12 protein-coding genes are annotated in these 13,741 nt (G+C 51.0%); 1 reads left to right on the top strand and 11 read right to left on the bottom strand.

Annotation, left to right across the window (positions count from 1 at the left end; genetic code table 11):
• Positions 1–68: 68 nt before the first annotated feature.
• The gene (locus GPL15_RS01970; RefSeq protein WP_215695455.1) at positions 69–2,249 is read right to left on the bottom strand and encodes an ASKHA domain-containing protein; all 2,181 of its coding nucleotides are present in this window, start codon (positions 2,247–2,249) and stop codon (positions 69–71) included.
• Between the two features lie 131 nt (positions 2,250–2,380).
• Between GPL15_RS01970 and GPL15_RS01965 the strand changes: the two genes are divergently transcribed.
• Complete coding sequence (locus GPL15_RS01965) at positions 2,381–3,640, top strand: AraC family transcriptional regulator (RefSeq protein ID WP_215695453.1); 1,260 nt, start codon at positions 2,381–2,383, stop codon at positions 3,638–3,640.
• Between the two features lie 18 nt (positions 3,641–3,658).
• Here GPL15_RS01965 and GPL15_RS01960 read toward each other — a convergent pair whose 3' ends face one another.
• From GPL15_RS01960 to cobI, 10 genes are all read right to left on the bottom strand, one after another.
• Entirely contained in the window at positions 3,659–4,291 is a 633-nt protein-coding gene (locus tag GPL15_RS01960) for a precorrin-8X methylmutase (RefSeq protein ID WP_215695451.1), read from the bottom strand.
• Positions 4,292–4,295: 4 nt separating this feature from the next.
• Positions 4,296–5,792 carry a cobyric acid synthase gene (locus GPL15_RS01955; protein WP_215695448.1) on the bottom strand — a complete coding sequence of 499 codons (1,497 nt, stop codon included), beginning with the start codon at positions 5,790–5,792 and terminating at the stop codon, positions 4,296–4,298.
• A gap of 87 nt (positions 5,793–5,879) precedes the next feature.
• A complete protein-coding gene (gene hemC / locus GPL15_RS01950; protein ID WP_215695446.1) occupies positions 5,880–8,252 on the bottom strand; it encodes a hydroxymethylbilane synthase in 2,373 nt (790 codons plus the stop codon).
• Between the two features lie 3 nt (positions 8,253–8,255).
• Entirely contained in the window at positions 8,256–9,008 is a 753-nt protein-coding gene (gene cobM, locus GPL15_RS01945; protein WP_215695444.1) for a precorrin-4 C(11)-methyltransferase, read from the bottom strand.
• A 3-nt stretch (positions 9,009–9,011) separates the two neighbouring features.
• A complete protein-coding gene (locus tag GPL15_RS01940; protein ID WP_215695442.1) occupies positions 9,012–9,800 on the bottom strand; it encodes a sirohydrochlorin cobaltochelatase in 789 nt (262 codons plus the stop codon).
• Positions 9,801–9,874: 74 nt separating this feature from the next.
• On the bottom strand, positions 9,875–10,012 hold the full coding sequence (locus tag GPL15_RS01935) for a hypothetical protein (RefSeq protein ID WP_215695440.1): 138 nt from the start codon (positions 10,010–10,012) through the stop codon (positions 9,875–9,877).
• Positions 10,013–10,026: 14 nt separating this feature from the next.
• Positions 10,027–10,980, bottom strand: a complete 954-nt coding sequence (gene cbiB / locus GPL15_RS01930; RefSeq protein WP_215695438.1) for an adenosylcobinamide-phosphate synthase CbiB — start codon at positions 10,978–10,980, stop codon at positions 10,027–10,029.
• Entirely contained in the window at positions 10,977–11,747 is a 771-nt protein-coding gene (locus GPL15_RS01925) for an adenosylcobinamide-GDP ribazoletransferase (protein WP_215695436.1), read from the bottom strand. Before GPL15_RS01925 ends, cbiB begins: the two co-directional genes overlap by 4 nt.
• A gap of 85 nt (positions 11,748–11,832) precedes the next feature.
• Entirely contained in the window at positions 11,833–12,561 is a 729-nt protein-coding gene (gene cobJ, locus GPL15_RS01920) for a precorrin-3B C(17)-methyltransferase (protein ID WP_215695485.1), read from the bottom strand.
• A gap of 198 nt (positions 12,562–12,759) precedes the next feature.
• Positions 12,760–13,449 (bottom strand): precorrin-2 C(20)-methyltransferase, encoded by a 690-nt coding sequence (cobI, locus tag GPL15_RS01915; RefSeq protein WP_215695434.1) that lies wholly within the window; start codon positions 13,447–13,449, stop codon positions 12,760–12,762.
• Between the last annotated feature and the right edge of the window lie 292 nt (positions 13,450–13,741).

Here is a 13,741-nt window from a genome sequence, read left to right as displayed (position 1 = left end):
ATATATGTGTATTTATTTTTGCATTTATCGGAACATTCATTTATCATTTCACTTATTTGTTTTTCCAATTATTCAAAATACATATATTCCATATAGAATTCATTAAACTTCTTATCCGTTGATAAAGCGATCTCTTCCGACACGCCCACCAGCCGTTCCATGGCCTCTTTTGCCCCCTCTTTGGTGACCGCCAGATAAGCCCCGCCCAGGGAGCTGTTGCCCACAGTCTCGATCTTATGGGACAGTTCTTCCGGGATCATGCCGATGGCAACCGCCTTCTCTCTGTCGATCTTATATCCGAACCCGCCGGCCAGAAAGACTTTGTCAATCTCATCATAAGTAATTCCATATCTGAGGATCAGGGTTTCCAAACCGGCTCTCACGGCTGATTTGGCCAGTTGGATTTCCCTCACATCCTTTTGAGTGAATGTAATTTCCTTTCCATCGGGAGCCTTTGCCAGAAAAAGGCCGTCGTCGAAATAATCGTCGTCCAAAAGCCCGGTTTCATCCACCAGGCCGGTTCGAATCAGCTCCGCGGCCGTCTCAATCACGCCGGTTCCGCAGAGGCCCACAGGCGGCTGCCCGCCAATGGTTTCAATATTGGGCCGGTTATTCTCATCCAGGCTCACATGGCAGATAGCCCCCGCCACGCTTCCCATGCCGCAGCTGATATTGCCGCCTTCAAAAGCGGGCCCGGCGGCGGTTGACGTCACTAAAATCCGGTCTTTGCAGCCGATGGCCATCTCCCCATTGGTTCCCAGGTCGATGAGCACATTCACGTTATCCGATTGATCAAAGCCGCAGAACAGAAGGCCGGAAACGATGTCGCCGCCCACAAAGGTTGAGATTCCGGGCAGGATTTCCACCGGGCAGTTAAGCAGAGTTTCACCGAACACCTCTTCAAAGGGGCGTTCGATATAGCTGATATCCACTGGGTCAAAGGGGTATACGCCCAGGGTTTCACAGGAAAATCCCAGCAGCAGATGGCCCATGGTAGTATTGGCACCGATGGCAATTTTCTTAATGTTCTCCGGAGCGGCCTTTCCACGGCTGATTACGGAACGGATGCCTTCTAAAAGGTCTTTCCTGATGCAGTCTCTCAGTTCCTGCCCTTTGCCCTGGTTGGAAGCCAGCATTCTGGACACCACATCGGCCCCGTAGGCCCGCTGGTGGTTGATGGAACTGTGGGAAGCGGCCAGACCGCCGTCAGGAATGGAAATCAGGTGGACCGCAATGGTGGTGGTTCCGATATCGATGGCGATCCCGTACTCTCCATTTTCGGAAACAGCCTGTTGTTTTTGTTCCTGGAACTGATTCAGCACTTCAAAACTGTCTTCCTGTCCATTTTCCAGAACTATGGTTATATCTTCCTGGGGATAGGCCAGACAGGATAGGCGGTATCCTTCTTTCAGCTCTTCTTCCGTAAAGAAACGCAGGTCTGACGGGGATGGAGGGACAGTTCCTTCCGTCACCTTCACCCGGCATTTGCCGCAGATTCCCTTGCCGCCGCAGACCGCACTGAGATAGGAACCGCTGCGGATCAGTCCGTCCATGACGCTTTCCCGTTCTTTCAATTCCATGGAAAATGTTCCTGATTTGTCGGTCACCGTCACCTGTACCGGGGGAATGTTCCTCATTTTACACGTCAGATTAGAACAGGCCCTGCAGTTATGCTGGGTGCGGAACACGTCCCGGTCGGAAGTGAGCACGAAGACCTGGCAGGTGGACTTTACAGGATCATACATATAGCCGGAGGACAGACGCATCCCCAGCTCTTCCCTGGCATGAAGGACTTCATACGCCTCTTTCTGGACTTCCATGGGGATGTCCTGGGGGGCTTCTAAACGTCTGGCAATTCCCAGATTCCGTTCGCCGCAGGCGTCTTTCACCTGTTCCTGCCAGCAGCGTTCCAGGCTGAATAAGCAGGAATCGGCCATGGCGTCCACCAGCATTCCTTTTAAAAACTCCCCCTCTTTGAACAATTGGTCCGAATAGGCGGTCACTTCCCGCCCTACGGTGGCGATTAAATAGATCACGGGGGTTCCGGCGGGATATTTCTCCGTCTCCGTCTCGTTTGTGAGCTGGGTGAATTCAAACAGCCCGGCCGGTTTAATCAGGCCGTAAACTTCTTCTTCCAGGCTTTCATAGGATTCAACTACTTCTTCATAAACAGGGCTGTCATCGTGACAGTCGATCAGCCGGAACACCTCATCCCGGTTCATCTTCGCCTGTAAATTGCTGATTTTCATGCTTGCCTCCATTTCTTCATCTGCCGGGTGACAAAGCCCTTGGGATTTCTTTAGATTTATTGTAAAATTTTTGGATTTTATGGGGTTTTATGATATAATAGGTTTCAGTAAATGGTATGGAGGGGATTTTTATGGAATCTTATTTGTATACAATCGTTGCCAAAGAGAAACTCCAGGAACTTTTAGAGGCGTTCCACGCCTGCCTGAAACTTCCGATTCAGGTGCTGGATGAGAACGGCAATATTCTGGAGCGCTGCGGCGATCCCAGCGTCTACTGCCGCCATTTCATCCCCTATCTTCCCCCCACCGATTCCTGCCAGAAACTCCATGCCACCGCCGGAAAACGGGCCATGGAACTGGGTGAAACTTATATTTTTTCCTGCCACGCAGGTTTGAACCATATCGTATTTCCTCTGATCAACCAGGAAGCCCTGTTCGGCTCCATCCTGGTGGGACCGTTTTTAATGGAGAATGCCGATTCCCTGCTCATAACGGATCTGCACAACAATTACCCGGATATTCCGCTGGAATCTCTGCTGGACCTCTATGATTACGCGGGCCAGATCACGGTGATCCCGCCGCCTATGGTCACACAGGTCAGCCGGCTTTTGTACCACCTGTTTTCCAACTTCGTATCCGATGCCAGACAGGAGCTGATCTTCAACCGCGGGAAGATCCACCAGCAGTCCAAGATCAACGAATCCATCCAGATGTATAAAAACCTGGAACTGGACAACAAGATTTCCTATCCATTTGAAAAGGAGAAGGAACTGTTAACCAAGGTCAAAACCGGGAATAAACAGGAGGCCAGCGCCATTTTAAATGATCTGCTGGGCTATGTATTCTTTTCCGAGGGAAACAGCATCGAAATCATCAAAAGCCGGGCCTCGGAACTCTGCGCCCTTCTTTCCAGATCGGCCATTGAAGGGGGCGCGGGAACCGACCAGATTTTAAAGATCAACAATCAGTTCCTAAAAAACCTTCAGACTGTAAAGAGCATTGACGCCCTCTGCTATATGCTTCAGGAGGTCCTGGAAATCTATATGGAATGCATGTTCAGCCAGTTGAACACCAAGAACGGGGATGTGGTCCGAAAGGCCATGAAATACATATCCGAAAACTTCTCCTCTCCCCTGACGCTGGAAAATGTAGCCGACCAGGTCCATTTGAATCCGGCCTATTTTTCTTCTATATTTAAGCAGGCATGCGGTTCATCTTTTAAAGAATACTTAAATATGGTGCGGGTGGAAGAAAGCAAACGCCTTCTCGCCAACACCGATTATTCTCTGATCAACATCGCCATCGCCACCGGGTTTGAGGACCAGAGTTATTTTTCAAAGATATTTAAAAAACACACGGGACTGACGCCGAAACAGTACCGGTCCCATTAAACGGGGCTGCGGCAGAGCCTATCTGGCGATCTGGTAAAGCAGTGCGTTGCAGATCGCAGCGGCTATGTTGCTGCCCCCTTTTCTGCCCCTGGCTATGATGGAGGGGACTTCATCTTCTAAAATCAATTCCTTGGATTCCACCACGTTGACAAATCCCACAGGGGTGCCGATGATCAAGGCGGGATTCACAAGCCCTTCCTTCATCATCTCGTGGAGACGGATTAAAGCGGTGGGTGCATTTCCCACGGCAAAGATCACCGGGCCTTTCAGCCTGGCTCCCCGCTCCATGCAGACCGTAGCCCGGGTGACGCCCCGTTCTTTGGCCTCTTCTGCCACGTCTTTATCCGCCATAAAACAGCAGACACGTCCGCCGCATTTTTCAAGGGATTTTTTATTGATGCCCGCGGCCGCCATATTGGTGTCGGTGACGATCACAGCTCCGGCTTTCAACGCCTCAATTCCCTTTAAAACCGCCTGATCTGAAAATACCAGGTTGTCCGCGTAATCGAAATCCGCCGAGGTATGGATGCAGCGTTTCACCACCAGAAATTCCTCTTCCGGCCAGGTCCGCTCTCCCAGCTCCCGGGCGATGATCTCCATGCTTCTCTTTTCTATTTCATCGGGTTTCACAAATTTTATCTCTTCTGCCATGGCTTCACTCTCCCTCCATCATGCGGTAAACCGCCTTCATGTCAAATGACGACCGGATCAGGTCTGCCAGCTTGTCATACTGCTGTTCTTTATAGGCCTGCAGGTCAAATTCCTCTTCTTCCAGACAGATTCCCTTTTTTAAGGCCAGAGCCGACGCTAATGCCTGGGCCAGGCCGTCCGTATCGAAAAGGCCGTGGAGATAGGAACCGAACACGGTGCCTTTTTCATTGCAAAGGCCGTCGATTCTGCCGTCGGAAAGCCGGACTGCCTCTTTACAGCCGCCTAAATTGGAGGTTCGTCCCATGTGGATCTCATATCCGGTCACTTCTTTCTCACCAAACCGGCCAAACATGGGAACGGAGCAGAGAAAATGTCCGGTTGTCTGGGTTCTGGTCTTGGCCTGGGCGAATACGGTTTCAGCATCCAAAAGCCCCATGCCTCTCATGCTGCCGCCGTGTTCCACGTTCATGGGGTCGTGGAGCATTTTCCCCAAAAGCTGGAAGCCGCCGCAGATGCCGATTACCGGCACGTCCTGCTCCGAAAGGCGCAGAATCAGGGTTTCCAGGCCGCTTTCCCTAAGCCAGTTCATATCGTCCATGGTATTTTTTGTGCCGGGAATCAGAACCAGATCAGGGTTTTTCAGTTGGGAAGGGGAGGTCACATATCTGAGGGAAACGCCTTTTAGCCGTTCAAATGCGCTGAAATCGGTGAAATTGGAAATGTGGGGGAGGCGGATCACCGCCATATCCACTCCATTTCCGGCGGTCACCTGGTTCAGCCGGTCGGATAAGCTGTCTTCGTCGTCGATGTCGATGTTCTCCATGGGGATCACGCCCACCACGGGAATTCCTGTTTTTTCTTCGATCATTCTGAGGCCCGGTTCCAGAATAGCCACGTCGCCCCGGAATTTATTCACGGCCAGTCCTTTGATCCTCTCTTGTTCGTCGGGTTCCAAAAGCTTCACCGTGCCGTAAAGGGAGGCGAACACGCCGCCCCGGTCGATGTCGCCCACCAGGATCACAGGCGCGTCCACCATCTTGGCAAGGCCCATGTTTACAATGTCATTTTCCCTTAAATTGATCTCAGCCGGGCTTCCGGCTCCTTCGATCACGATGATGTCGTATTCCTCCGCCAAAGCGTCAAAGGCGCGCTTCACGTCGGGGATGAACCTGGTCTTGTCTCTGTAATAGTCTATGGCCTTCCAGTTTCCCAGCACCTCGCCGTTTACGATCACCTGGCTGCCCACGTTGCTGGTGGGTTTTAACAGGATGGGGTTCATGTAAACGGTGGGCTCGATTCCGGCCGCCTCCGCCTGCATGGCCTGGGCCCGGCCGATCTCCAGGCCGTCTTTTGTTATATAGGAATTTAGGGCCATATTCTGGGATTTAAAGGGAGCCGTCCGGTAACCGTCCTGTTTGAACACGCGGCAGAGGCCTGCCGTGACAAAGCTCTTTCCGGAATTGGACATGGTTCCCTGTATCATTATCACTTTTGCCGCCATGGTTTCCTCTTTTCTATCGTTGTTAAAAATGTCTGAAAATCAGTTTCCGTCAGACGCGGTCCAGAGTGTTTCGAAAACTGCTTTCTGTCAGACGCGGTCCAGAATTGCCGCCGCGATTCCGGCCGCCGTATATTCATCCGCTTCCGCGCAGACGGCCAGCCCCGCTTTTTCGGCTTCTTTTGTGGTTGCCGGGCCGATGGAAATAATTCCGGCTTCCAGCATTTTGGGCTCTTCCAGCATATTTTTTAATGCCCTGGCCGCCGAACCGCTGGCAATTGTTATATAATCCACATCTTTGACAATGCGGTTTAATTCTTCTTTTCTCCGTTCATCCGCCCAGGTCTCATATAAGGTCAGATCCTCAAATGGGATTCCCGCCGCATTTAAAGCCTCAGGCAGTACGGGAGAAGCTTCTTTTGCCCGCACCAGCACCACTTTATCCTGACGGTCAAGGCCCGGAATCCACTCTTTTGCAAGACCGGCTCCTGAGAAAGAGGAGGGCTGGAAATCGCAGATAAATCCGTGGGCCGCCAAAGCCGCCGCGCTGCTCTTTCCGACTGCGGCGAATTTCAGATGCATCAGCGCTCTGTAATCGATCTTTTCCCTCCGAAGCAGGTCAAAGAAAATATTCACTCCATTATTGCTGGTGAATACAATCCACTTATATTCATCCAGACGGTGAAGGGTGTTTAACGCTTCTTCCGTCACCAGCTCCTTGGTTTCCACCAGGCTTAATGAAATGGTCTCCGCTCCCAGCGGGTCCAGCTCTTCTTCCAGCTGTTTCACCATATGCCTGGTGCCTGTTAAAAGGATTCTGACGCCGGATAAACGGCCTTTTAAAAACCATTCCAGTTCTTCTCCCAGGCTGGCCACCTGGCCGATTACCGTGATGGCCGGAGTTGGGATTTCCTGTTCTTTCACCGCCCTAACAATGGTTTCCAATGTGGCCGACGCCTTTTTCTGCCTGCCCGTGGTTCCCGCGGAAATGACCGCCGCCGGGGTGGAGGGGTCTTTGCCGTTTTCCATCAGCTGTTTTGTGATCCGCTCCAGGTTATGGAGGCCCATCAGGAAGATCAGCGTTCCCTCTTCTTTCGCAAGGGTGGCGTAATTTAAGACTTCCGCGTCTTTGTGGTTCCCTTCATGTCCGGTGATCACGTGAAAGGACGAGGCCATATTACGCTGGGTCACCGGGATTCCGCCGTAAGCGGGCACGCTGTAGGAGGATGAAACTCCCGGCACGATTTCAAATGGAATTCCATGTTTTTTCAGTTCAAGAGCTTCTTCCCCGCCTCTTCCGAAGATATAGGGATCTCCGCCCTTTAAGCGGACCACATAATTTCCGGCCGAAGCTTCCTCCACCAGCACTTCATTGATCTTATCCTGGGTTAAATGGTGGTGGGAAGACCGTTTTCCCGCATAGATGAGCTTTGCATCCAGCCTGGCTTCATTGAGAATGGACGGGGAAATCAGGTTGTCGTAGACGATTACGTCCGCATTTCTCACGCATTCCAGTCCCTTTCTGCTCAAAAGCCCTTTATCTCCCGGGCCTGCGCCCACTAAGGATACGGTTTTATAACTCACCTGGGAAGCCAGGAGTTTCGCAAGGTTTCTGCCGTCCTCTTCGGTCTGGCCTTCTGCCTTCATCCTTTTATATACGGGATGGACGCCGTCTTTTGCATACATGGCCGTCATCACAAGCCCCTCTCCCTCCTGGCGGCAGTAAGCGCCGCAGGGGGCGTTGCAGCTTCCGCCCAGTATGGTTAAATATTCCCGCTCGGCTTTCAGCATCACCGCCGCTTCCCGGCAGTGAATGCCTTCCATGATGGAGGCAAGTTCGCCTTCCCGAATCTCAACGGCTAAAATTCCCTGTCCCGGAGCCGGTACGAACTGTTCCTTATCCAGGTATTCCAGGTAAAATCCCTCCGGCTCTTCCATTCCAAGCCGTTTCAGGCCTGCCGCCGCCAGCAGGATGCCGTCGTATTCTCCCTGTTTCAGTTTTTCCAGCCTGGTCTGCACGTTCCCCCTCAGCATCTTGATCCGCACCTGGGGATTGATGTTCTTAATCTGCAGTTCCCGTCTCAGGCTGCTGGTTCCGATCACACTTCCTTTTTTTAAGTCTGAAGCCTTAATTCCCGTGGTGGTCACCAGCACGTCGCCGGGGTTTTCCCGATCCAGCACGGCTCCCAAACAGAGGCCTTTTGGAAATTCCATGGGCATGTCTTTGGCGCTGTGGACGGCCATATCGATCTCTCCATTTAACAGGGCTTCTTCCAGCTCTTTTGTAAAAACCCCTTTTCCTCCGAAGGAAGTCAGGGAGCGGTCCAGAATCTTATCCCCTTTTGTGGACATGGGCACGATCACGATCTCCGCTTCCGGGAACCGGGATTCGATCTCACGCTTTACGATCTCAGTCTGAACCATTGCCAGTTTGCTCTTTCTCGTTCCGATCCGTATTATCATCCCTCAATCAATTCCTTTCCTGAATTCATGGGTAAAATGTTTATCATAGAGCTTGGACAGCTCGTATTCATCTCCTAAAAATCCGCCCACCACGGTGAGGGCAGTTTTTTTGATTCCCGCGTCCTTCACCTTTTTCGCAATGTCATTTAATGTGCCTTTGACGATCTTCTGGTCTTCCCATGTGGCCTTGTAAACCACCGCCACCGGGGTGTCCTGGCTGTAGGAATCTTTCAGGGTTTCCGACAGCAGTTCGATCTGGCCCACACTGAGGAAAATGATCATGGTCGCCTGGTGTTTTGCCAGGTCCGCCAGCTTCTCCCCTTCCGGCATGGGCGTCCTGCCTTCCATCCTGGTTAAAATCACGGTCTGGCTGATTCCGGGCAGGGTATATTCTTTTTTAAGCACTGCGGCCGCGGCCAGAAATGAGCTGACGCCGGGAGTGACGTCATATTCAATCCCCAGCTGGTCTAAGCGGTCCATCTGTTCCCTGTGGGCCCCGTAAACGGCGGGATCTCCCGTATGTACCCGGGCTGTTGCCAGCCCGTTTTCTTCCGCCTCTTTCATCACTTCGATCACTTCATCTAAGTTCATTTTGGCGCTGTTATAGATTTTGGCCCCTTCTTTGGCGCCGTCTAACACCTGGGGATTTACCAGAGAACCGGCATAGATTATCACATCCGCCTCGTCGATGAGACGCTTTCCCTTAATTGTCAGAAGTTCCGGGTCCCCCGGGCCTGCTCCTATAAAATGAACCATATCTTATGCCTCCTTCTCTGCTTGTTCAATGTGTTTTAAAAATAACCGGCGGATTCCCTGATACTCCCCAAGGCCTTTCAGCAGGCAGGATACTTCATATCCTTCTCTTTCTAACTGGCTTCTCCAGGAATCCTCATCTTCGCTTGCCATATCATTTTTCGCATGGTCTCCGGCGACGATCATGAAGGGGGTCAGAATCAGTTTTTCAAATCCCCCTTCTTTTAAATGTTTTTTCAGGGTCTCCATGGAAGGATATGCTTCTACTGTCCCCACGAATACATTTTTATGCCCTCTGTCCTTAAACTGGTAGTCCAGGGCCGCATAAATGGTGTTGGCATAATGGGTGGTTCCATGGCCCATGAACACCAGAGCGGTCTTTTCTTCCAGGGGCCCCATCTCTTCCATTAAAGTGTCTATTACATAAAATGAATCCTGTTCGCAGGTCAGAAGGGGAGTTCCAAAACGGATCTCTTCCAGATCTTCCTTCCGGGCCAGCACGTCTTTTTTCATCTGGTCATTTTCAATTCCATTGATCACATGGGTGGGCTGGACGGTCAGACGGGTGATTCCGTCTTTTACCATCTGATCCATGGCCTCGCTCACGGTCATCACATGATATCCGGCCTTGGCAACCTTCCGTATGATCATCCCGCTGGTCCAGGCTTCATAAATCCGGCAGTCCGGGCGGGCATCGCAGACCTCTTTTACAATCGCGTCAATGGTCTTTTTTCTCGTATCTTCATGGCTGGTCCCAAAACTGACCACCAAAATCGCTTCCTTGGTTTTTGACATCTTATTCCTCCATGCCGGAGCGTTTTTTGCGCAAATGCTGTGCTGCGCATAAAATGCGCTATGTATATAATGCGTTACGCATAAAATGCGTTACGCATAAAATGCGTTTTGCAGGCACGCGATGAGAATTTCAGATTCTCAGCGGCGATTCGAATTTGTGGCTCCGGCACAAATCCGGGTGTGAAAAATAAGCCTTCAAGATTATTTTTCACACTATCCTCCACAGCTATTTAATACCGGCCGCCAGCACAATCGCCATGGCAGCCATGGCCGTTATGTACAGCAGACGGTTGATCCTCTTTATATCTTCGATTTCAATCTCTCTTTTTTTATCACCAATGGTAAGTTTTTTATATAGTTTACCGAAATAATAGGCATCCCCTGCCAATTGAACTCCCAGGGCCCCTGCCGCGGCCGCCTCTGTCTGGGCGGAATTGGGGCTGGCATGGTTCCTGCCGTCCCTTCTCCACATGGCAAAGGCGTCTCTGCCGTTTAATCCGGCTGCCGGGGCCGCAAGGATCATGAGAAGGGCTGAAATCCGGGCCGGAATGAAGTTCAGGACATCATCCAGTTTGGCTGGAATCCGCCCGATATAGAGGTATTTCTCATCTTTATAGCCCACCATGGAATCCATGGTGTTCACCACTTTATAGAGATAACCGAGGGGCGCCCCTCCCACCGCCATAAAGAGCAGGGGGGCGATCACTCCGTCGGACAGATTTTCCGCCACCGTTTCCACCGCAGCTTTGGTCACACCCTTTTCGTCTAATGACTGGGTATCCCGGCCTACGATCATGGAAACCGCGTATCTGGCATCTTCAATGGTTCCTTGTTTCAGGGCTTCATATACCTTCATGCTCTCGCTTTTCAGCCCTTTTACGGCCAGAAGCTGCCAGCAGAGAAGGCTTTCTCCCGCCAGGCCCGCGGCCGGGCCGATTCTATAGAGCATACCGCAGACCAGGTAAGCCAGGCCGGTCCAGAAAATCACATTTCCGGCACATAACAGCCAGCTTCCTGCCAGCAGCTTCTTTTTATCATTTCCAGCAATGTTCCGCACTGTTTTTTCCGCCCATGCAATGGTCTTTCCCATCAGGCAGACCGGATGGATCATCCATCTGGGATCGCCTAAAATCAGGTCCAGAACAAATCCGGCTCCCAGCGCCAATATATGTAAATTCATAATGAGTTCAATCCTTCCGCAATGACTACGCCGTAAAGCATCACCAGCTCGCAGACCTGAAGGAAAAATCCCGCCAGGTCCCCCGTGATACCGCCAAATTCTTTATAGGACATGTAACGGTAATAGGCGAATACGGCAGCCGCTCCGGTTACCATAACGGTTCCTGCCGCACCGTCCAGGCTCACTGCCAGACAGGCAAAGACAATCAAAACAGCCGCCAGCACCGTCCGTGTAATTTTTTTATGGGCGGAACTGGAAAATGTATAGGCCAGGCCATTTTTTCTCGCCCCTTTAAAGAGCACCAGGGACAGCCCGCTTAAAGACCGGGAAATCACAAATCCGGTGCAGACGAGAAGGCAGCTTCTGCCGTCCACTAACCCGCTGAGTCCGCCGAGATATAACACGGTGTAGACGGCGCAGCCGATGATCGCAAATGCCCCGGTATGGGAATCTTTTAATATCTCCAGTTTTCTCTCTTTCGTCTGGTAGGAACTGAGGGCGTCCATGGTATCCAGGAATCCATCCATGTGAATCCCTCCCGTAATCAGGATGGGAACCGCGAAAAGGACAGCCGCTTTCATCAGTTCAGGGGCGTTAAGATATCCCAGAAAGCTGAAAACCGCGAAAAATACTGCGCCTTCCAGAAAGCCTACCAGAGGGAAAAAGCACAGGGCATATCTCATATTTTTTTCATTCCAGTCCACTTTGGGCATGGGTATTTTGGAATACATGGCGCAGGCGATGGCCATGGCTTTTATGATCGTCATAGTTCCGTCCTCATTTTCCGTCTTCTTTTTCTGTCTTCATTCTCTGTCCTCATTTTCCGTCTTTAATACCTGTCTTTATTTCCTGCTAAATCCGGTATCCTCTGGGGGTTACCATGTGTCCGTCCACCACTTTTGTCTGTGAATTTCCGATAAATACCGTGGTAAACATGTCCACCTGGGTATCCCGCAGTTCCTTTAGCGTCATGGTCCGGCCAGTCTCGCCTTCCCGCCCGATATTGGCGGCAATTCCGCAGACCGTGTCTTCGGACGCATGGCGGAGCATGATATCGCAGGCTTTCTGTAAGTAATCATGGCGTTTTTTGCTGGAGGGATTATAAAGGCAGACCACAAAATCGGCGGCTGCCGCGCACTCCAGACGCTTTTCGATCTTTTCCCATGGGGTCAGAAGGTCGCTTAAACTGATCAGGGCGAAATCGTGGATCAGGGGCGCGCCAAGCACAGCTCCTCCCGCAACAGCTGCAGTCACGCCGGGCACCACCGTAATGCCGCATCCGGGGTATTCGCTTCCGATCTCGTACATCAAACCTGCCATTCCGTACACTCCGGCGTCTCCGCTGCAGATCATTGCCACGTCTTTTCCCTTGTCCGCCTCTTCAAATGCCAGGCGGCAGCGCTCCACTTCCTGTTTCATGGGGGTTGAAATCATTTCCTTATCAGGGAAATACTCTTTGATTAAGTCCACATAGACGGTGTAGCCTACGATTAAATCGCAGGACTTTAACACATTTGCCGCTTTTATTGTCATCTGTTCATAACTGCCCGGGCCGATGCCCACAACGTATATCTGTTTCATCATTCCTCACAATCTGCCGCCGTATGCGGCGATTTGCCATAAATTGGCACTCCGCTATAAGATGGCACTCCGCTATAAGATGGCGCTCCGCTATAAGATGGCGCTCCGCCATAAGATGGCGCTTCGTCATAAATAACGGTTCGCAGTTTGCGGCGATTTGCCGTTTAATTGGCGCTCCGCCGTAATATGGCGCTTCATTTACTCTTCTTGTTCTTTTACAATCATCAGGGAATAATACCCTGCGTTTTCGTCTATTTCATCTGTGGTCCGGTAGATTTTCTCCTCTTCCATACCGCAGTTTTCGATCATCACCGCGTTCATTCCCATCTCTTTTATCAGGTTTTTCACTCTGCCGATCTGTTTTCCCGACTTCATCAGCACTTTTGTGCCGGGGAGTTTCAATCCCTCTTCGATCTGATAGGAGGCGGGGAGAACATGGAGCTGCTGGGAACGTTCCACAAGTCCCATATCCAGCCTGGCCGCCACCGCGCAGAAAGATGGGATTCCGTTAACCAGTTCCGTCGGATAACCTGATGCTTTTACCAGCTTATGGATATAGAGGCAGGTGGAGTAAACAGTCACGTCGCCCAGATTCAAAATTCCAACGTCTTTTCCTTCGTCCAGCCAGCCGGTGATCTGCGCCGCCGCCGATGCGTAATTTTCTTCCAAAATGTTCTTGTCCTTAGTCATGGGCATGGAAATTCCGCACACTTCTTTTTGAGCCAGTTCCGGCACCGCTTCCAGGGCGATCTTATAGGCTACGCTGGTGTTGTAATCCTCTCCCGGAACTACTATTTTATCACATTCTTTTATCAGGCGTACCGCTTTTAAGGTGAGAAGTTCGGGGTCGCCGGGGCCTACGCCGATTCCATATAATTTTCCTGTCATTTTATTCCTCCATGCCGAAGCGTTATTCCGTAACAGTCCAGACAGGTCTGAACTGTTACGTTATTCCATCAAAAAAATAGTATATCATAGAATATATTTTAGCGTCCATAGAATTTACTTTCTTGTATTATCTTTGTAATTTTTTAATCTTTTTTGGTAATCATGGGGATGTGGCTGAAGAATTGAAGATGCCGGGCATTCACAGCCTTTTTATTATTTACAGGAGGGACGTGGGGATTTACAGGAAAGGGTGAGGGCATTTTCGAAAATGCCCTCACCCTTTCCTGTAAAT

The sequence above is a fragment of the Clostridium sp. MCC353 genome, from assembly GCF_018785315.1.
GTDB lineage: Bacteria > Bacillota > Clostridia > Lachnospirales > Lachnospiraceae > CHH4-2.
Note: the sequence above shows the minus strand (reverse complement) of the source record. Positions and strands in the feature narration are given on the sequence as shown.

Coding starts and splice junctions, on each gene's coding strand:
- GPL15_RS01970 (WP_215695455.1), bottom strand. CDS start 2,249: ATGAAAATCAGCAATTTACAGGCGAAGATGAACCGGGATGAGGTGTTC.
- GPL15_RS01965 (WP_215695453.1), top strand. CDS start 2,381: ATGGAATCTTATTTGTATACAATCGTTGCCAAAGAGAAACTCCAGGAA.
- GPL15_RS01960 (WP_215695451.1), bottom strand. CDS start 4,291: ATGGCAGAAGAGATAAAATTTGTGAAACCCGATGAAATAGAAAAGAGA.
- GPL15_RS01955 (WP_215695448.1), bottom strand. CDS start 5,792: ATGGCGGCAAAAGTGATAATGATACAGGGAACCATGTCCAATTCCGGA.
- hemC (WP_215695446.1), bottom strand. CDS start 8,252: ATGATAATACGGATCGGAACGAGAAAGAGCAAACTGGCAATGGTTCAG.
- cobM (WP_215695444.1), bottom strand. CDS start 9,008: ATGGTTCATTTTATAGGAGCAGGCCCGGGGGACCCGGAACTTCTGACA.
- GPL15_RS01940 (WP_215695442.1), bottom strand. CDS start 9,800: ATGTCAAAAACCAAGGAAGCGATTTTGGTGGTCAGTTTTGGGACCAGC.
- cbiB (WP_215695438.1), bottom strand. CDS start 10,980: ATGAATTTACATATATTGGCGCTGGGAGCCGGATTTGTTCTGGACCTG.
- GPL15_RS01925 (WP_215695436.1), bottom strand. CDS start 11,747: ATGACGATCATAAAAGCCATGGCCATCGCCTGCGCCATGTATTCCAAA.
- cobJ (WP_215695485.1), bottom strand. CDS start 12,561: ATGAAACAGATATACGTTGTGGGCATCGGCCCGGGCAGTTATGAACAG.
- cobI (WP_215695434.1), bottom strand. CDS start 13,449: ATGACAGGAAAATTATATGGAATCGGCGTAGGCCCCGGCGACCCCGAA.